General features: G+C 36.0%; 18 protein-coding genes. 6 read left to right on the top strand and 12 right to left on the bottom strand.

Annotated features, from left to right (window positions below; translation table 11 throughout):
- Positions 1-86: 86 nt before the first annotated feature.
- Positions 87-581, top strand: a complete 495-nt coding sequence (gene folA / locus E2R68_RS09040) for a type 3 dihydrofolate reductase (protein ID WP_134277373.1) — start codon at positions 87-89, stop codon at positions 579-581.
- Positions 582-615: 34 nt separating this feature from the next.
- Here the strand turns inward: folA and E2R68_RS09035 are convergent, their stop codons facing one another.
- Genes E2R68_RS09035 through lptD form a run of 5 tightly spaced genes read right to left on the bottom strand, consistent with a single transcriptional unit; the run spans position 616 to position 6,981 of the window.
- Entirely contained in the window at positions 616-1,443 is an 828-nt protein-coding gene (locus E2R68_RS09035) for a symmetrical bis(5'-nucleosyl)-tetraphosphatase (RefSeq protein ID WP_134277372.1), read from the bottom strand.
- 7 nt (positions 1,444-1,450) lie between these two features.
- Positions 1,451-2,263, bottom strand: coding sequence for a 16S rRNA (adenine(1518)-N(6)/adenine(1519)-N(6))-dimethyltransferase RsmA (rsmA, locus tag E2R68_RS09030; RefSeq protein ID WP_134277371.1), 813 nt, complete (start codon positions 2,261-2,263; stop codon positions 1,451-1,453).
- Positions 2,264-2,265: 2 nt separating this feature from the next.
- Positions 2,266-3,261 carry a 4-hydroxythreonine-4-phosphate dehydrogenase PdxA gene (gene pdxA, locus E2R68_RS09025; protein WP_208380182.1) on the bottom strand — a complete coding sequence of 332 codons (996 nt, stop codon included), beginning with the start codon at positions 3,259-3,261 and terminating at the stop codon, positions 2,266-2,268.
- On the bottom strand, positions 3,261-4,577 hold the full coding sequence (gene surA / locus E2R68_RS09020; RefSeq protein ID WP_134277369.1) for a peptidylprolyl isomerase SurA: 1,317 nt from the start codon (positions 4,575-4,577) through the stop codon (positions 3,261-3,263). The genes pdxA and surA overlap by 1 nt, the downstream gene beginning before the upstream one ends.
- Before the next feature lie 10 nt (positions 4,578-4,587).
- Complete coding sequence (gene lptD, locus E2R68_RS09015; RefSeq protein WP_134277368.1) at positions 4,588-6,981, bottom strand: LPS assembly protein LptD; 2,394 nt, start codon at positions 6,979-6,981, stop codon at positions 4,588-4,590.
- 220 nt (positions 6,982-7,201) lie between these two features.
- Here lptD and djlA point away from each other — a divergent pair, with 220 nt between their 5' ends.
- The 5 genes from djlA to E2R68_RS08990 all read left to right on the top strand — a co-directional run bounded on the left by djlA (position 7,202) and on the right by E2R68_RS08990 (position 12,407).
- The gene (gene djlA / locus E2R68_RS09010; protein WP_134277367.1) at positions 7,202-8,020 is read left to right on the top strand and encodes a co-chaperone DjlA; all 819 of its coding nucleotides are present in this window, start codon (positions 7,202-7,204) and stop codon (positions 8,018-8,020) included.
- Between the two features lie 2 nt (positions 8,021-8,022).
- On the top strand, positions 8,023-8,562 hold the full coding sequence (locus E2R68_RS09005; protein ID WP_134277366.1) for a DUF2937 family protein: 540 nt from the start codon (positions 8,023-8,025) through the stop codon (positions 8,560-8,562).
- Between the two features lie 211 nt (positions 8,563-8,773).
- Positions 8,774-9,802, top strand: coding sequence for a 2,3,4,5-tetrahydropyridine-2,6-dicarboxylate N-succinyltransferase (gene dapD / locus E2R68_RS09000; protein WP_134277365.1), 1,029 nt, complete (start codon positions 8,774-8,776; stop codon positions 9,800-9,802).
- A 222-nt stretch (positions 9,803-10,024) separates the two neighbouring features.
- Positions 10,025-11,743 carry a phosphate ABC transporter substrate-binding/OmpA family protein gene (locus E2R68_RS08995; protein WP_166738839.1) on the top strand — a complete coding sequence of 573 codons (1,719 nt, stop codon included), beginning with the start codon at positions 10,025-10,027 and terminating at the stop codon, positions 11,741-11,743.
- 37 nt (positions 11,744-11,780) lie between these two features.
- Positions 11,781-12,407: a hypothetical protein gene (locus E2R68_RS08990; RefSeq protein ID WP_134277363.1), complete on the top strand. Its 627-nt coding sequence runs from the start codon at positions 11,781-11,783 to the stop codon at positions 12,405-12,407.
- A 70-nt stretch (positions 12,408-12,477) separates the two neighbouring features.
- Here the strand turns inward: E2R68_RS08990 and E2R68_RS08985 are convergent, their stop codons facing one another.
- Genes E2R68_RS08985 through E2R68_RS08955 form a run of 7 tightly spaced genes read right to left on the bottom strand, consistent with a single transcriptional unit; the run spans position 12,478 to position 19,807 of the window.
- Complete coding sequence (locus E2R68_RS08985) at positions 12,478-13,047, bottom strand: septation protein A (RefSeq protein WP_134277362.1); 570 nt, start codon at positions 13,045-13,047, stop codon at positions 12,478-12,480.
- Positions 13,048-13,081: 34 nt separating this feature from the next.
- A complete protein-coding gene (trpA, locus tag E2R68_RS08980) occupies positions 13,082-13,906 on the bottom strand; it encodes a tryptophan synthase subunit alpha (RefSeq protein WP_134277361.1) in 825 nt (274 codons plus the stop codon).
- Positions 13,906-15,093 carry a tryptophan synthase subunit beta gene (gene trpB, locus E2R68_RS08975; RefSeq protein WP_134277360.1) on the bottom strand — a complete coding sequence of 396 codons (1,188 nt, stop codon included), beginning with the start codon at positions 15,091-15,093 and terminating at the stop codon, positions 13,906-13,908. The genes trpA and trpB overlap by 1 nt, the downstream gene beginning before the upstream one ends.
- Before the next feature lie 51 nt (positions 15,094-15,144).
- On the bottom strand, positions 15,145-16,560 hold the full coding sequence (gene trpCF, locus E2R68_RS08970) for a bifunctional indole-3-glycerol-phosphate synthase TrpC/phosphoribosylanthranilate isomerase TrpF (protein WP_134277359.1): 1,416 nt from the start codon (positions 16,558-16,560) through the stop codon (positions 15,145-15,147).
- On the bottom strand, positions 16,553-17,575 hold the full coding sequence (gene trpD / locus E2R68_RS08965) for an anthranilate phosphoribosyltransferase (RefSeq protein ID WP_134277358.1): 1,023 nt from the start codon (positions 17,573-17,575) through the stop codon (positions 16,553-16,555). The genes trpCF and trpD overlap by 8 nt, the downstream gene beginning before the upstream one ends.
- On the bottom strand, positions 17,576-18,196 hold the full coding sequence (locus E2R68_RS08960) for an anthranilate synthase component II (protein ID WP_134277357.1): 621 nt from the start codon (positions 18,194-18,196) through the stop codon (positions 17,576-17,578).
- 3 nt (positions 18,197-18,199) lie between these two features.
- Positions 18,200-19,807 (bottom strand): anthranilate synthase component 1, encoded by a 1,608-nt coding sequence (locus E2R68_RS08955; RefSeq protein WP_134277356.1) that lies wholly within the window; start codon positions 19,805-19,807, stop codon positions 18,200-18,202.
- Positions 19,808-20,005: the final 198 nt, after the last annotated feature.

Raw genomic sequence — 20,005 nt, 5'->3', positions numbered from 1 at the left:
TAAAATTTTATATGTAATTAAATAGATGAAATTAAAAACTTAATTGATAAACTTAGCGTTAATAGTAATTAGTAATAGGTTAAAAAATGAAGATATCAATGATAGTTGCAATGGCACATAACCGAGTGATCGGATTAGATAATCAAATGCCTTGGCATTTGCCGGCTGATTTACAATATTTCAAAAAAACAACCTTAGGAAAGCCGGTGATCATGGGACGTAAAACATATGACTCTATTGGTCGTGCATTACCGGGACGTTTAAATATTGTTGTGTCACGCGATCCAAATTTAACCATATCAGGTGTCACCTGTGTTACTTCTGTAGAGCAAGCTTTAGCAATGGCTGAAGGTACAGAGGAGGTGATGATCATTGGTGGTGCGACGATTTATGAATATTTTTTAAAAGTAGCTAATCGTTTGTATTTAACTTTTATTGATTTAGAAACCAAAGGTGATACTAAATTCCCCGATTATTTAGCGCAAGGTGAATGGCAGCAAGTTGCGAGTGAAGAGTATTTAGCAGACGAAAAAAATGCATATAACTTAGAGTTTGTTACATTAGATAGAGTTACAGATTAAGAATATTGTTTGCAGGGTTTTATCGCTATTAGTATTAGCTATAAGCAGGGCAAGATAATGAAAACAGTTTCTTATCTTGCCAACGTAACATGCTTAAGCTATTTCCCCAAACGCAGCCTGTATCAAGTGCATATAGCGCTTGATCGTCTGTTTTTTTTTGTTCAACCTTACCTTCTAATGCTGCCCAATGACCGAATAATATAGGTTGGGAGTGTTCTCTTGGAGAGATCTCAAACCAAGGCTTTAACTTTTTATCGGGATTTTTTTCTGGTGGAAGTTTGTTTTTAAACTCCAATTCACCAGCAAGTGTGCAATAACGCATACGTGTAAATACGTTGATAATATAACGTGTTCTATCTATCCCTGATAATGAGTCTTGCCATGCAATAGGGTGGTTGCCATACATATCCCTGAGCAGTTCTGGATAGTGTTCACTTTGTAATTTCTGAGCTACTTCTTGTGCGTATGATTTAGCTTGCTGGATTGTCCATGACGGTAAAATACCGGCATGTACCATGATGAATTTATATTCAGGATGTTCTAATAAAAGTGGTTGATGGCGTAACCAAGTCAGCAATTCTCTACAATCTGCTGCTTCTAATATAGGGGAAATTTTATCTTTTTCTTTTGCCTCATGAACACCCAATGCGGTAGCTAATAGATGTAAATCATGATTACCTAGAATGACTTTAGCATTAATTTTTTTAATAAAGCGCAATGTTTCTAATGACTTAGGGCCTCGAGCAACTAAATCGCCGGCAACCCATAATTCATCAGTTGTTTCATTAAAGTTAGCTAAAGATAACAGTTGTATTAATTCATCATAACAACCTTGAATATCTCCTACTATATACGTTGCCACGGCTTATTTAAGCTTCTTGTTGACGATCATAAACGTAGTTAGCAACACGTACATACTCTTCAACAGAAATATTTTCAGCACGATGCCCAATATTAATATTAAGATTTGTTATCTCTTCAGCTGTTAATAGTTCACGCCAACCATTACGAATGGTTTTACGACGTTGATTAAATGCCATTGAGCAAACTTGATTTAATACTTTCATACTTTTAGCAACAAAAGGAGGTGTATCGTAAGGCTCTAATCTAACTACCGCTGACTCAACTTTAGGTGCAGGTTTAAAAGCAGTTGGAGGAACTTCTAATACAGGAATGACATTGCAATAATATTGAGCCATGACACTTAAACGCCCATAGGCTTTACAGTCTGGACCTGCACATAAACGGTTTACTACTTCTTTTTGTAACATAAAGTGCATGTCTGAAATTTTATCTGCAAACTCAAATAAGTGAAACATGAGTGGTGTTGAAATGTTATACGGTAAGTTACCAAATACACGTAGCTGTTTATCACCTTGTACTAATTGTCCAAAATCAAAACGCATAGCGTCAGCTTGTGTGATTTTTAATTTGTCACGCAATGTAGGATGTTGCTCTAAGCGAGCGGCTAAATCACGGTCTAACTCAACTACGTTTAAACAATTAACTTTACGTGCAACAGGCTCTGTTAAAGCGCCTAAACCGGGACCAATCTCTACAATATTATCTTCAGCTTGTGGTGAAATAGCGGCAACGATTGAGTCAATAATATAATCGTCATGTAAGAAGTTTTGTCCAAAGCGTTTACGAGCTGTATGGCCTAGATGGGTTTTATCATTCATTTTTAATTAACCTTGTTGATGTTACTTTGGACCATAGTAATAGCCTCGTGTACCGCACATAATAAACTACCCGAATCGGCTTTTCCTGTGCCCGCTAAATCCAATGCTGTGCCATGGTCAACCGATGTGCGAATAAATGGTAAACCTAATGTGATATTAACGGATTTGCCAAATCCTTTATATTTTAAAACGGGTAATCCTTGGTCATGATACATGGCTAAGACAGCATCAGCATCTTTTAAGTATTTTTCTTGAAATAAGGTATCAGCAGGTAATGGTCCAACTAATTGAATTCCTTTTTGGCGAAGTTTTTCAAGTGTTGGTTCAATTACTTCAATTTCTTCTCGCCCCATATGGCCGCCTTCACCTGCATGCGGGTTTAAACCACAAACATATATTCGAGGTTGCTTAATGGCATATTTTGTTATTAACTCATTATTTAAAATAGTAATAATATCGATTAATAATGGTTCTGTAATGGCTTTAGGTACAGCAGATAAGGGCAGGTGTGTAGTAGCCAACGCAACTCGCAAACCTATTGTGGCTAACATCATTACAACTAAATCAACATTGGCTTGTTCTGCAAAAAACTCAGTGTGACCACTAAAAGTGACACCGGCATCATTAATTACGGCTTTATGTACCGGCGCAGTAACAACAGCTGAAAACTCACCACTCAAACAACCTTGGCTAGCAAAACGTAATGTATCTAAAACATATTGACCATTAGCCACATTTAATTGCCCAGCAACAACCTTTGCTTCAGTTGCAATATGAGCAACGGTTAATTGTCCTATTGCTTGTGTTTGGTTGTTGCTATTTTTGTCATATTCAATAAAATTTATTTTTTTATTCAATAAGTTAGCTCTTTCTTGGAGAAGATTAATATCAGCACAAATGATTAATTGAGCTGGCCATATTTTATCGGCGAGTTGTAATACTAAATCAGGTCCAATACCTCCAGGTTCCCCTGCAGTTACTATGATTCGAGGTAACATTATTCTTCCTCAATAATATAATCAGGATTTGTTATTTTTATATAGGCTTCTTGACGAATTTCATTTAACCAAGCATACACTTCAGCAGGAAAGCGCTGTCTAAATAACATGGTATAAGCTTTTTGTTTTGTTGCCTTATCTGTTGTATCTGATTGGCGTTTATCAAGGACTTGTAAGATATGCCATCCATGAACCGTATGGAATGGAGGGCTTATTTCACCAACTTCTTCTGTTAATGCCATATCACGAAACTCTGGTACATACATAGTCGGATCGGCCCAACCAAGTTCGCCACCTTTTACCGCTGAACCTGGATCTTGAGAGTATTCTTTCGCTAGCTCAGCGAAGGTTTTTGTACCGTCTAAGATTTGCTGACGTAAAGTGGTTAATAACTCTTTCACTTTATCATCACCTAAAATGATATTAGGTTTGATCAAAATATGGCGTGCGTTTACTTCTTCTGTTAATACGCTGACATCACCTTTTTTATCTAATACTTTAATGATATGCACACCCATACGTGAATAGAATGGGCCTATAATGTCATCTTTATTATTGCTTTCTTTGAGGTTATCAACAAACAGGCTTGGTATTGCATCCATTTTACGCCACCCCCAATCTCCACCTTCTGCCGCTTTTGGGCCTTCCGAATATTGACGAGCAAGCTCGGTAATATCAGCACCATTTTGGATTTTTTGTACAAGGTCATTAGCTTCTTGATCTATTTCCAGTTTTTTTTCTGCTGATGTATCTGGAGATATTTTTAACAGTATATGTGCAAAGTGAAATTCAACCTTTTGTTCACCTTGCTGATTAATACGGTCAATCATTTGCTGTACTTCTTGATCTGTAATGTTGATACGTCTACGTACTTGTACTTGACGTACTTCATTAATCGTTATTTCATCACGAACACTGTTAACAAAGGCTTGATAATTAGTCCCTGACTTTTCTAGGTCTGCACGCATTTGCATAAGTGTTTGATTTTGTTTTTTCGCTATTTGCTCTAAGGTTTGATCTAATTGTGCATCACTAATACGTAGTCCCATTTTTGCTGCAACTTGAAGTTGTAGTCGGTCACTAATCAATTTATCGAGCACTTGTTTATTAATGTCCTCTGCATTCGGTAATGTTTGCCCGCTTTCTTGATAGCGTTTTACTAAATCATGTTTCATATTTGCAAGATCGCTACTCAGAATGAGATCTTGATTTACGACCGCTTCAATTTTGTCTAACTGTACTTCTGCTGCAACAGAAACCTGAGATAAAGAAGCTACAAAAATCAGCGCACTTATAAATCGTATTGTTAATTTCATTTTTTACTCGTTACTTTAAATAAAACGGACGACCGTAGTCGAATAAACCTTCATCTTCGGTTGTATAACCGACACCGCCTAATCCCATCAGTTCAATTGTTAAACCAATACTTCTTTCTGTTTCAATTGTGTTTGAAAAGTTGGATTCACTACCATAATAAGGCAGCATATGCTCATCATAAGTCAAACCAACTGCCCAACAACAAGATTGATATTTAACACCTACAATTCTTTCAAAAGTGTTTTCATATTTAATATCGTAATAATAACTAGCAAAGGTGGTCCATTGTGTGTTGATTGACCAGTTTATTTTGCTACCAACTTGGTTAACGACTTCATACCACTTTGCGTCTTCATCCTCTCGATAATAACGATAGTTAACTTGCATAAAGGTGTTATAAGCCCAACGTTTTTCTATTGTTGAGTTTGCTCGTTGGATAATATTGTTATCACTACTCCATTCCATCCCTGCGTGGAAGAAATAATCATCTTCAAAGTTAACATCAAATTCACCAATAACAGATGAACGACTCACCTCTTGCGTATCCGTTGATGAGCTGGTTGAACTCGTCATGTCTAATGTGGTTTTTGATTGTGATAGGTAATAATTCTGACCAACGGCAAAACGTAATTTTTCTTTACCTTGTGGGTTTAAAAAGCTACTTGATAAGCCGACCGTTATTTGGTTTGCATCTGCAATTCGGTCATAGCCTGAATAGCGATTGTCACGGAATAGACCGTAATAATCCTGCTGTAAACTTGTTGTGTCATATAAACCAATATCAGTCTGATCGGTATAAGGCACATACAAATATTGTACTTGTGGTACCAATGTTTGACGGTAGTCATTATCAAAGAGTGAGAAATCACGCTCAAGGTTAATACCTGAATGTATTTTAAAAGAGGGCAGGTAACGTGTTGCTGTTTCATCTAGGTTATCGATATTGGTGTTATTACTTGTATTACCTAAATCCTGTTGATAATAACTCACCATATACTTTAACTCGGTATCAACAAACATTGAGTTGTAATAAAGTGGTAGTGACAGTTTAGGTTCAAGGTGAACACGGGTACCTGTATATACATCTTTGTCTGCGTTACCAAACTTGGTAACTTCTGAATACCAATCAAACTGTAAGCTTTTCCACCCTAACGGTTGATAAGCACTAAAAGCAACTTTTGGTAATACAGAATAAGGAAGGTTAGTTGTCCCTAATATTTGGAAGTCTCGCACTTCTACTTCACTATTCCAGTTAACTTGTGAATAACTTAACTTTGCCGTTTGTAATAATTGGTTATCACTACGAGTACCGTAATCAGTATCGATATCACTGAAGTAATATTGGTCACTGACTCGGCTGTAATCTGCATTAAAATTCCAATCCTGTGCAAAATTCACATTATGATTAAAGTGGAATAGGTAACGAGAGTCATCACGTATACGGTCATCACTTAAATATTCACCATGAATATTACCGGTACCAGCATCAAATAAATAACGATAATCAGTTGCTAACAAAGTACCACGATTTTCCATGTAGGTTGGAGTGATCGTCGCATCTTGATTTGGGGCAATATTAATATATAAAGGTTGATCAACTGTGGTGCCGTTAACTGAAGATAGTTTGTAGCTTGGAAATAATAAACCAGTTTTACGTTTATCAGTTAACGGGTAACTAATGTAAGGGAAGTAAAAAACAGGCACATCTTTAATTCTTAATACTGCATTATAAGCAGTACCCATCTCTTCAACATTATCGATATACAGTGTTGAAGAGTCTATACGCCAAGTTGTATCTTCTGGAGGACATGCAGTATAGCTTGATGAATTTAATTCATATACGTCTTGTCCGTTATCATAAATTCTATCTGCATCACCACGTCCACCTTGGCCATGAAATTGGTATTCAGTGTGATATAAATAAGACTCATTGGTTTTTAAATTTGTTTCTACTTGATCGGCAAACAAGGTCATTTGACCATTTACAAATTTTGCATTACCGCTTGCGTAAGCTTCTTCTGTATTACGATCATAGGTTAAAGAGTCTGACGTTAATGATTTATCACCCTGTGTTAAATTTACATCACCTTGATAGACTATTTTGTTATCAATACCTTTTAGTGAAAAAGCTCCAATATCAATAGGTATATGATTTTTATCTTTTTTATTATGACTTTCTACTATAGGAGGTACGTTGCGATAACATTGTTTGAAAAAAAGTCTTACATCACGAGGCTCTGACTTTTGTTCTAAAGTCACAGGAGCAATATCTGCCGCTACAGTTGTATTATCGGAACCATTACCCGTATTTACATTTGTATTAGAGTCATTATTTTCATCTGCTTGTGCAGTGATACTAGCAATGGGAAATAAGATCAAGAATACAGGAAACAGTTTTAACATTAATAACTCACAATAAGGGCTTAGAAATTAAAGAAAGCGCTAAGCATAAATAATAAATATGACTCTATATAATAGAGTAAACTTTTGCTTGCTCCAATCTTTGATTCGACATTAAATGGCTATTTTAGCGATTTAATACAAATAATTGGTAAATGTTCACATAGTTAGTCAAAATAATAGACAGTTTTAATAATTCTTAAATTTAAGGTAGTTATCAGTTATGCGTATATGGGGTAAGTTATTAGGCGGTTTTTTTGGTTTTATGTTTGGTCATTTCTTCGGGCTTATCCTAGGTGTGTGGTTAGGGCATAAATTTGATACGGCTGTTGGTCGCAATTTTAATATGCAAGATGGCATGTTAGGTGGGCGAGCAAATAGCATAGCAAAACAAAAAGTCTTTTTTGAAACTACTTTTTCTGTAATGGGGCATGTTGCTAAATCAAAAGGACAAGTAACCAGTACTGATATCCATATAGCAAATGCTTATATGGATCAAATGAATTTACACGGTGAAGCAAGGGTACAAGCTCAAACCGCATTTACTGAAGGTAAAAAAGCCGACTTTGCATTAACTGAAGTATTACAGGCTTTTGTACAAACCTTGCATGGCGAACGTAATGTTTTACAAATGTTTTTGGCCATTCAAGTACAAGTTGCTTTTTCAGATGGGCATATCGATGATAATGAAAAAGTCATCCTTTATACCATCGCTGAAACATTAGGTTTCTCTCGTTTTGAGCTAGATCGGTTAATTCAGATGATTGAAGGTCAAAGTCAATTTCATCGAGGTAATAGCAACGGTGGACAGCAGTTTAATAAAGCACAAGTTGAAGAAGATGCTTATAAAGTATTGGGTGTTGATAGCAGTGCAACAGATAAAGAAATTAAACGAGCTTACCGTAAGTTAATGAGTCAAAACCATCCTGATAAATTAGCTTCAAAAGGTTTACCTGAAGAGATGATGGAATTAGCGAATGAGAAAGCGCAAGATATTCAAAAAGCTTATGAAGTATTGCGTTCAAGCAGAGGTTTTAAATAATAATGTTATCGGTAATTAAGCGTTATAGTTTACAAATTGTTTTTACATTAAGTTTGCTATTAGGGCTGCAATTACCGAATTTCTTACAACAATATGAATTACGTTTACAAGGTCACTTTGCAGAAGCTCAATTGCAACTTTCACAGTTTCAATCATTAGCTGATGTGTATTTTTCTGGTGATCTTCAAGCGCTGATTAATAAACATAAAAGTAGCCAAATAGCTTTATTTCGTGATGAAGCCACTGTGATTGAAAATAGTTATTTACGGGTGCAATATTTACAACAAAAAATAGATAACTTAAATAAACCTATCTGGTATCGTTTAGCGGCATTAACTCAATCTTTCAAGCAACCTATTTTTAAAGAAAGTTGGAATAACTATAAAGCGAATATTATATTAAATCAGCAGGCGATTATCGTTGGTTTAACGGTTGCCGTCGCATTGATGTTATTGCTAGAAATTCTCTTATATATCGCTAAATTGTCAGCTATTTTTATATTTAAACGAATCAGAAATCACACTCAAAAACAAATACGGTAAATTAAAATGATGGCTGATATTTATTCATTTTATGACCAATCTTCTTATTAATAAAGACTTATGTTAAACCATCTATAGCAATTAATTGATACTTATAACGTTTTAATTTTGCATCTCACCTATCGCTTCTTTATTATTAGCACCACTTATTATTTCGTCATTATATTTTGGTGTTCTTTGCCTAATAGACTTTTAAATCGGAGCTTAATACATGTCTACATTTTCTCTTGCGTTTGGTACTGCGACTAAAAACCGCGATCAAAAAATTATTGAAGCATTTTTTCCTAATCCAATTTTAAATCCAAACGATGATCTAGTTGCGACAATTGGTGCTATTGCTGGTTATGAGGGTGGTAATCAAGTCATTGAAGTTACACCTGAAGTTGCAGAACAATTAGCTGCCGCTTTTAATGGTGAAAACGAGATGGATAACGCCGATTTTGCTGTTGCAGCGGCTAAATCAAAGCAACCTTTGGTGCTGGTTATTTTAGCTACAGATGAAGCTCCACAAAGTGTTGCTGAAGGTTACTTAAAACTACAACTTATCTCTCATCGTTTAGTAAAACCACACGGTGTTGTTTTAGATGGTATTTTTGGTCTATTACATAACATTGCATGGACAAATAAAGGTCCGATTGATTTACCTGAATTAAAAGATCGCCAAATTAAAGCGCGTTTAAAAGGTAAAACAATTACTGTTGATTGTGTTGATAAGTTTCCAAAAATGGTTGATTACGTGGTACCTGCTGGTGTGCGTATTGCTGATACATCTCGTGTACGTTTAGGTGCACATGTTGGCGAAGGCACAACTGTAATGCATGAAGGTTTCATTAACTTTAATGCTGGTACTACAGGTGTTAGCATGGTTGAAGGGCGTATCTCAGCTGGTGTTATGGTTGGTGAAGGTAGTGATATCGGTGGTGGTGCTTCTATTATGGGAACACTATCTGGCGGTGGTAAAATGATTGTTGCTATTGGTGAAAATAGCTTACTAGGTGCTAATGCTGGCCTTGGCTTCCCTCTAGGTAACCGTTGTACTATTGAATCTGGTTTATATGTGACAGCTGGTTCTAAAGTTAAAATGTTAGATAACGAAGGCAAAGAAGCGGGTTCTGTTAAAGCGCGTGAGTTAGCGAATAAAGATGATCTATTGTTCCGTCGTAATTCAGTAACGGGTCAAATTGAATGCTTAGTGAATAAAAGCGCTGTTGAATTAAATAGCATGCTGCACTCTAATTAATCCCTTCTCATTTATTACTTAAAAGAGTAATAGTTTAAGAATGCGATTCATGAAAATGAATCGCATTTTTTTAATAAAAAATTATTTTCTGTTTGTTTTTTTATATATCCCCCTAAAATAACCTATTACATTTGTACTGTCACCTTTATGTCATGTTGTTGCCATCGTATTGTAATCTATATGTTGATAATGAAGAACTTAAAAGCGTGAAAGGAAATGGTGATGCAAAGTAATAATATTGGAGAGCCTCTTAAGTTATCATCAGATTTTAAATGCAAGCTTGTTGAACTAAAGGAGCTAGTAAGAAGCCTATTTGATATTGAATTATCAATGGATAAATTAGTATTAGATGAGCAGTATCGACTCACTGTTTTTGAAGAGCTGAGCAGTTTAAATAATGAGGTTATTAAGCAACGAATAAGATCATTACAAAAGACTAATATGTATGAACAATTTCTGCCGATAAAGCCTGAAACATCCTCACAAGTGAAATCTTCCGTTATTATAAAAAAACATAATAAACTATTATTTATTACGCTTTTATTAGTCTGCATCGCATTTAGTTTACTAGTACTGATACAAAGTAATGTTTTGAAATTTACCTTAAATTCTGCAATATATCCATCAACTCTAAAGTCACATCCAAATGAACCGATAGTACATAAAGAGATTGTTTTACCGGTTCAAAATGCACAAGTGATAATGCGTTTACATGGTTCAAATACGATAGGTGAAAGTCTTGCTCCTGCATTGTTAGAAGCTTATTTGATGCAACTTGGAATCACAGAAATGCAATGGATAAAAGGTGACTCAGACAATGAACGTCAATTACAATATATTGATAATAATAGTGTTTATAGTATTGAAGTACATGCACATGGTTCGAGTACCGCATTTACAGATTTATTAGCAGGCAAGGCTGATATCGCGATGTCATCACGAGAAATTAAAGATCGGGAAGTGGCATTATTAAAAAGTAAGTATGGGAACTTAAGGCTTAATAATAATGAGCACATTATTGGTTTGGATGGTGTAGCTATTATGGTTCACCCTGATAATCCTTTAACTAAGTTAACTTTACAGCAAATATCAAAAATATTTTCAGGTGAAATTACACATTGGAGCGAACTTGGTGGAGAAGACATTGCTATTAAGCTTTATGCTCGTAATGCAAAATCGGGTACCTGGCAAACATTTAACCAATTAGCACTTAATGCTTACGATAAAAAATTATCTGGGAAAGCTAAACGTATTGAATCTAATAGCGATTTGTCAGAGTTGGTGAGTCATAATAAGGCTGCTATTGGTTTTGTGTCCTTACCTTATATTAACCATAATAAAGAAATTTCTATTATGGCGAGTGAATCTACATATCCTATCTATCCTACTTATTTCACCGTTAGTACTGAAGATTATGCTTTAGTACGTCGATTGTATTTGTATGTTCCTCAAGCAAGTAACTCCTTTATTAAAAATTTTGTTGACTTTAGTACTTCATTTTCAGGGCAAGAGGTGGTTGAAAAGGTTGGATTTATTTCTCAAAATATTAAATTAGAAACGCCTTCTAAAATACCTAGTGCACCAGCGTTTTATAATGATTATATGGAAATTGCTAGTCGTTTATCACTTAACTTTTATTTTAAAAGTGCTAGTAACCAATTGGATAGTAAGGGGAAAAAAGATATCTCTCGTGTTGTTGAGTATATTCAGCAAAACCCAGAGAAACGAATTGTTTTAATGGGGTTTTCTGACCCTTTAGAAGATCTTAAAAAAAGCACTGAATTATCGCTTATGCGGGCAAATATGGTAGAGAGTATTTTAGTTTCACATGGTGTGCACATCACTGCTATTGAAGGGCTTGGAGAGAAATTACCAATTGCATCAAATAAAACAGAAATTGGGCGGAGTAAGAATCGTCGTGTAGAAGTTTGGGTTTTTTAATCGATAAGTGTCAATTATGTTGTAGTAAGGAAATATGATGAGTCTTATATTAAAAAAATTAGATTATTTAAATATTCTTTTTAAGACTTTTTCTAATCAACAATTAACTATTGTTAATCACAATATTAATGTAACAAAACATTTATTAAAACAGCCTACCGACAAAATGAAAAGGTTAATGGCTGAACAGAATGTAATGATAGAAAATTTGCTTTCAGATAAATGCTTAGCATTAACTCGCTTTTACCTGTCCGATGAAGTTATTCAACGTGAGTATTTTTTAAATAGAGAGGCTTTAGCGCTATTTTTCGAAGCATTGCCTATGGCTGAAGCAACTATCTTTAAACAATATATCGAACGTGCTCAAATGCTCCTATCTAATGCTCATGAACTTGTATTGCATGAATTTAATTCAGAGCTTGCTGAGCCTATACAGGAAGGGGCTGATTGGGTTTATTTACAGAAACAACAAACCTTTACTAAGAAGGCAAGATTAGGTGCGGCTTTTGATAAACACTATAAAGCGTATTTTTATGAGCTACGGCAGGTGAATGAAAATGGAGATATGAAATTATTTAAACATAAAGAGTATCATGAAGGTTTTTTATTTTATTGTGAATTATTGCCATTGATGCAGATTAAAGCACAGCAATTATGTCAATAACCCCATTAATATTAATAATTAATGGGGTTATTGTGCCACTAGATAAATAATCTTCTAAAAATAATATTTATCATTTACTTTTTTGTTCTGGTTTTTCTAGCTGCTTTTGATCTTCATTAGGCAAATACTTATAAATATAAAGTCCACTTAACACGGTAAAAACTAATGTGGCGCCTAATAAACCAAAGACTTTAAAATCTACCCAAATATCCTGCGTTAAACTAAATGCCACATAAATATTTAATAAACCTAAGAACATAAAGAATATAGCCCAAGCTAAATTGAGCCTATTCCAAACATTATCAGGCAAGCTTATTTCCTTACCTAACATTTGTTTTATGAAAGGTTTATGGAAAGCATACTGACTGACTATTAGTGCAATTGAAAATAATGCATAAATAACCGTTACTTTCCATTTAATAAAAACATCGTCATGCAAAACAAGTGTTAACGTACCAAAGATCAATACCATTAAAAATGTAATGATATGCATTTTTTCTGCTTTACCATGCTTCAAGTAATTATAAGCAAGTAATAAACCTGTTGTTACAATTAAAGACCCCGTTGCAACGTATATATCGATCATTTTATATACAATAAAAAAGATGATTAAAGGAATGAACTCAAAAAACTGTTTCATGAAAATATCTCTTTAAATCAATTATATAAACGACTTATTTAAAAGTTGCTGCTTTCATTTTACTGATGAATTCAAACATCTCTGTTTGCATTTTTTCAGGATCATCAAGATTACGTTGAATAATTTTTACGACTGCTGAGCCCGAAATTGCACCCGCTGCACCAGATTTTATGGCATTTTGAACTTGCTCTGGTTGTGAAATACCAAAACCTAATAATGATGGTGGTGCATTATATTGATTTAATGTTTCAAGCATATGTTCAACGGGCATACCCGCTTTAGCATCTGCTCCAGTAACACCGGCACGACTTAGTAGGTAAGTGTAACCTTGTCCGTATTCTGCAACTTGCTGTAAAGTTTCTTGATCACCATTAGGTGGTGCAATAAATATTTGTTGTAACCCAAATTTTTCTGCTGCAGCACGATAAGGGGCACTTTCATGTAAAGGTACATCTGCAATTAAAATGGAATCTACGCCAGCTTCTTTACAACGTTGGTAAAAGTTTTCAATGCCATTACAGTAAACAAGGTTTACATATAATAATAAACCGATAGGAACTTGCGGGTGTTTGGCACGTACTGCTTTTATAATATCAAAGCAAACTTCTGGCGTAGTGCCTGCTTCAAGTGCTCGGATTGATGCATCTTGAATTACAATACCGTCTGCTACAGGGTCAGAAAATGGGATTCCTAACTCTAAGGCATCTGCCCCTGCTTCCACTAATGTGTTGATCATTGCTAGTGATTGTTCTTTATTCGGATCGCCAATGGTCACAAAAGGAACAAATGCACCTTGATTCGCTGCACCTAAGCGATCAAATAATTCAGCGTAACGCTGTGTTTGTAGATCATGAGTCATTAAATCATTCCTCTTTTTTCAAAAATATCAGCAACCGTAAAGATATCTTTATCACCTCGGCCAGATAGATTAACAATAATAATTTGTTCTTTATCATCATGTTCAATGATTTTTAAGGCATGTGCTAAAGCATGGGAAGATTCCAGTGCTGGAATAATACCTTCTTGCTCTGCTAATGCTTTGAATGCCATTAATGCTTCGTCATCTGTTGCATTCACATATTGCGCTCGACCTGTTTGGGCTAGGTAGGCATGTTGTGGACCAACTGAAGGGAAATCTAAACCAGCTGAAATAGAGTAAGACTCTTGAATTTGACCTTGCTCATCCTGCATCATTAATGATTTCATGCCAAAGAAAATACCTTCTGTCCCACAAGCAATTGGACAACCATGTTCACCACTTTCAATTCCGTGGCCACCTGGTTCAACACCAATTAGCTGTACATTTTCATCTTCAATAAAATCAGAGAAAATCCCAATTGCATTTGAACCGCCGCCTACACAGGCAATAACTTTGTCAGGTAAAATACCTTCTTTACGTAGACATTGTTGCTTGGCTTCTTCGCCAATCATTTTTTGAAATTCTCGTACAATTGTTGGGAAAGGATGTGGCCCAGCTGCTGTGCCTAATAAATAATGAGCTTGATCATAACTTCCTGCCCAATCACGTAGGGCTTCGTTACAAGCGTCTTTTAATGTGGCTGAACCAGAAGTGACTGGGATCACTTCTGCACCCATTAAGCGCATTCTAAACATATTAGGTTTTTGGCGTTCACAATCAACTGCACCCATATAAATACGACATTTAAGACCTAATAATGCACAGGCTAAAGCCGTTGCAACACCATGTTGTCCTGCCCCTGTTTCTGCAATGATTTCAGTTTTACCCATACGTTTGGCAAGTAAGGCTTGGCCTAATACTTGATTGGTTTTATGCGCGCCACCGTGTAATAAATCTTCACGTTTTAAATACAGTTTGGTTTTTTTACCTTTGGTTAAATTACGACATAGTGTTAACGGAGTGGGGCGACCAGCGTACTCAGTTAATAATTCTTCAAATTCTGCTTTAAAAGATTCATCTGTTTGTGCTTTTAAAAACTCAGCTTCAAGCTGTTTTAATGCAGGGACTAATATTTGTGGGACATACATACCACCAAAGTCACCGAAATAAGCGTCTAATGTTTTCATTTTTTACCCTTTAAATACGTTTATGTCATACAACTCAACTATACGATCAAGTTATCTGGTCATGTAGCGACGAATAGCTGCAAAGCTACGATCTAATTTATCTGCGTCTTTTGTGCCTGGTTTAGACTCTACACCTGAGTTAAAGTCTAATCCTGCACAACCGATTAATGCTGCTTGTTGCGCATTTTCAGGAGTAAGACCACCTGCTAATATAATGCTGCTTTTATCAAGTTGCTTACCTTGTTCGCTGCTTAATAAATCCCAGTTAAAACGCTGGCCTGTTCCACCACTTTGTTCACCAACTCGTGTATCTAATATGTGCTTGCTTACATTGAACTTTTCAAATTCAGGTAAGCTATTACTCACGCCATGTGCTTTCCAAATTTCACAGCTTTTTGGTAATACGGCTAATAAATCTTTAATATATTTTGGTGTTTCGTCACCATGTAATTGCACTGCACTTAATCCTAAGCTTTTAGCGGTATAAGTGACAAATTCAATCTCTTCATTTTGAAACACTCCTACGTATTTAAGCGGTGCACCTAACATCACTAAACGTGCTTGCTCTAATGCAACAAATCGAGGTGATTTTTCAACAAAGATTAATCCACCGTAAACTGCGCCTGCTTTATAAACGTCAGCAGCATCACGGGCATGAGTTAATCCACACACTTTATTTTCACCTAGGATAAGCTCTCTACAAGCACGATCAATATTAGCCTGTGACATGATTGAACTACCAACCAGAAAACCATTAGCGTATTGGCTTAACTCTTTAACTTGTTGGTGGTTATAAATACCCGATTCAGAAATAACAATGCGATCTTGAGGAATTTTAACAGCAAGTTGTTTAGTACGGTTTAAGTCGATAGTAAGATCACGTAAATCTCTATTATTGATTCCAATGACTTTTGCATCTAGAGCAATTGCACGTACCAGTTCGTGTTCATTACTAACTTCGGTTAATACGCCCATGTTCAAGCTATGTGCCGTATCTCGATAAGCTTGGTAAGCATCGTCATCTAATACTGACAACATCAGCAAAATAGCATCGGCTTTATAATGACGCGCTAAGTATATTTGGTAAGGATCTACAATAAAATCCTTACAAATAATAGGTTGTGTTACTTGCTCTCGTACTATGTTGATATAGTCTAAGTTACCTTGAAAATATTTTTCTTCAGTCAGCACTGAAATAGCCGAAGCGTAGTTTTTATAAACACCTGCAATTAAATCAAGATCAAACTCTTCTCGAATTAATCCCTTTGAAGGTGAGGCTTTTTTACATTCTAAAATAAAGACGCTGTTATCTTGATCTAATGCTTGATAAAAATGACGGTCACTTTCAATAAGCTCATCTTTAAAACTGATCAGTGGCTGTTGTTTTTTCCGTGCTTCTACCCATAGCAGTTTGTCATCAACAATCTTGCCTAAAATAGTATCTTGTAAACTTTGGTCATTAAGCATTACTTTGCTCCGCAAGTTGTTTTAATAATGAGAGAGGTTGGCCAGATTGCATACTTGCTATTGCCATTTCAGTACCTTGTTTGAAATTATCTGCTTTACCATTTAATACTAATAGCGCAGATACATTGATTGCCACTGCAGCTTGTTGTGCGGGAGTACCTTTACCTTGTAATATTTGTTCAATGATGACTTTATTTTCTTCAGGTGTGCCACCAAAGATACTTTCAATTGGGTAGCGTTCTACTCCAAAATCTTCTGGTGTTAATGTGTATTCTTTAATTTCGCCATTATGTAATTCAGCGATCTGCGTCGTGCCATGTAATGCAACTTCATCTAAGCCACTACCAAAGACAACCATCACTCGTTTCATGCCTAGCTGTTGATGTACTTTTGCAATGGGAACTAACAACTCTGGAGCATAAACCCCCATTAATTCAAAATCAGGGCGAGCAGGGTTAACCAGTGGACCTAATACGTTGAATATTGAGCGTGTTTTTAAAGCCGCTCGAACTGGTCCTGCAAAGCGCATTCCAGCGTGATAACTTGGTGCAAAAATAAAACAGACATTTAAATCATCTAAACATTGACGTGCTGTTTCTGGTGACATTTCAAGGTTAATGCCAAATGCAGCTAATAAATCAGAGGAGCCTGATTTGCTAGACACGCTACGACTACCATGCTTACACACTTTTACGCCACAAGCTGCAGCAACAAAAGCACTGGCTGTTGAAATGTTAATGGTGCCTAGTCCATCGCCACCAGTACCGACAATATCGGTGAAAGGGTAGTTTGGACGAGGAAATTTTTTAGCTTGGGATAATAAGGCTTTTGCTGCACCGGTTATTTCTGAAGGGGTTTCACCTTTTATTTTTAATGCGCTAATAACCGATGATAAAACGATGGGGTCAATGTTACCCGATACAACTTGTTCAAAAAACTGTTGGCTTTGTTGTTCAGTGAGCGAATCGCCTAGGAAAAGTTGCTCTAAAATAGGCTGGACTTGATATTGGCTCATTTATTTATTCTCCGATTCAGTCAGTAAATTAAGACTGTTTTCTAAAAGCTGTGCACCTTCACAAGTTAAAATAGACTCTGGGTGGAATTGAAAACCGATCACTTTATCTTGCTCATGATAAATCGACATGCACATGCCGTTATATTGTGCCACAGTTTTAAGTGATGCGGGTACTGTTGTGCCAACTAATGAATGGTAACGTGCTACTGACAACGGTTGCGATAGACCTGCAAACATTTTGTCGCCGCAGTGTTCAATCAATGATGATTTACCATGTTGTATTTCATCAGCTTGACCAACGACACCACCATATTGTTCGATTAAGGCTTGATGTCCTAAACATATACCTAAGATAGGAATATGACCTTTGCATAAAGTTATTAAATCAATCATACAACCCGCAGCACTGGGTGTGCCGGGGCCGGGTGATAAGACTAACACGACATCATCTTCACAGGCATCAATATGCGCTTTAATTTGTTCTGCACTTTGACTGTTACGATAAATTTTGACTGGATAACCCGCAGCTTTAAATTGATCAACTAGGTTGTAAGTGAATGAATCAAAGTTATCAAGAAAAAATAGAGTAGTTCTTTTTGTCGTTACCGTTGTTGAAGTCATCTCTTATTCTCCTTGTTTTTTGGCTGTTGCTGTCACAGCGGCTAATGTTGTGCCGTGAGCAAGTGCAACTGCATTTAAAACGGCTGCTGCTTTACTGCGTGTTTCATCTGCTTCTAATTGTGGAACTGAATCGTAAACAACCCCGGCACCTGCTTGCGCTTGTGCCACTCCATCTTTTACAAAAGCAGAGCGGATAACAATACAAGTATCCATATCACCATTGCCATTGATATATCCAACGGCACCGCCGTAACTGCCTCGACGTTTTTTCTCCACTTGTCGCACTAAGTGTGATGCACTAATTTTTGGTGCTCCAACTAACGTACCCATGTTCATACAGGCTTGATAAGCATGTAGCGCGTCTAGATCATCGCGTAATTTACCAATGACACGTGAAACTAAATGCATAACATGGCTATAACGATCAACTTGTAATAACTCTGCTACATGGCGAGTACCTGGTTCGCTGATGCGTGCAACGTCATTACGTGCTAAATCAACTAGCATTAAGTGCTCAGAAGTTTCTTTTTTATCTAAACGTAATTCTAATTCTAAACGTCCGTCTAGATCTTTATTGATGCTGCCATCGGGATTAAACCCTCGGCGACGAGTCCCCGCGATAGGATAAATTTCTACATCACGACTGGTTTGAGTGAATTTAATTGCACTTTCAGGTGAAGCACCAAATAAAATGAAATCACTGTCTTTTAAATAAAACATGTAAGGACTTGGATTGGTTTCTTTTAATTTTTGATAAGCAGAAATAGGATCTGGACAAGGTAAAGAGAAACTACGTGATGGTACAACTTGGAAGATATCGCCTTTAACAATATTGGTTTTTAACTGTTCAACAATGGCACAATATTCACTATCTGTTACATCAACCGAAACTTGTGCATCAATGCTCATTTGTTGGTTAATTGGTGCAATAAAGTTATCGCAGAAGCCTTGTAACTCGGTAATACGTTGAGTAATTCTAAATTGGCTTTCATCTGAATACAAACCACCAAATATACTACCTAATATTTGGCTTTTTTGAGTTTGATGGTCGTGGATCATCAAGGTTTCAGCCACATAAAAAACATAATCAGGAGTGGTATTTTCTCCATCAACCACATCAATTAATTGTTCAAAAGTGGCAATGAAATCATAAGCAAATACACCACCTAAAAATAAAGCTTCTGGATGTGATGATTTTTTAACAATACGATTTACTAAACAGCGGATAGCATCCATTGGTGATGCCGATTTTAAACGTTGGTCTTCATCGCCACTGGTATCTGATTGTGGAAAGGTAAGTTGTAGTTGGTTAGGTTGTTGTGCTGTAATGAATTGTGTTGAAAATTTAGGAGTAATAAAAGTCAGTAAATCTTTACCATTGTCGGTGAGCGCATCTAATGTAACAACTAAACCGTGGCAGGTTATTTTTAAGCAGGCGTCTACTAGGATCAAGCTTTTAAGATGGGCTTTACTTTCAATTTCTGCTGAATCAAATAACAAATGGTTTTGACTGTCAGCACTAATTTGTTGAAATAACCCTAAAGAATCTTGGATATAACTACAGTGTGCTTCAATGGTTTTTAATACGCCGATTGGGTGGTGAGTATTCATGTTTAAGTCCTTAATAATAAGTTAGCAAATAGTGTTTATGAGTTATTTGATTTGCCATCGCCAATTAAGGATTGTGCTTAATATGATCATTGTATTTTACCTGTTTTACTTTTGTTTGTTCCAAATATGAAAAAAGCCCGCAATATGCGAGCTTTAAAATTGGTTTTGTTGGGAAAATTAACTATACAAAAACCTCAT

It is taken from the genome of Psychromonas algarum (genome assembly GCF_004376845.1).
Classification (GTDB): domain Bacteria; phylum Pseudomonadota; class Gammaproteobacteria; order Enterobacterales; family Psychromonadaceae; genus Psychromonas.
The sequence above is the reverse complement of the archived record's forward strand: the minus strand, read 5'-3'. Positions and strand labels throughout refer to the sequence as shown.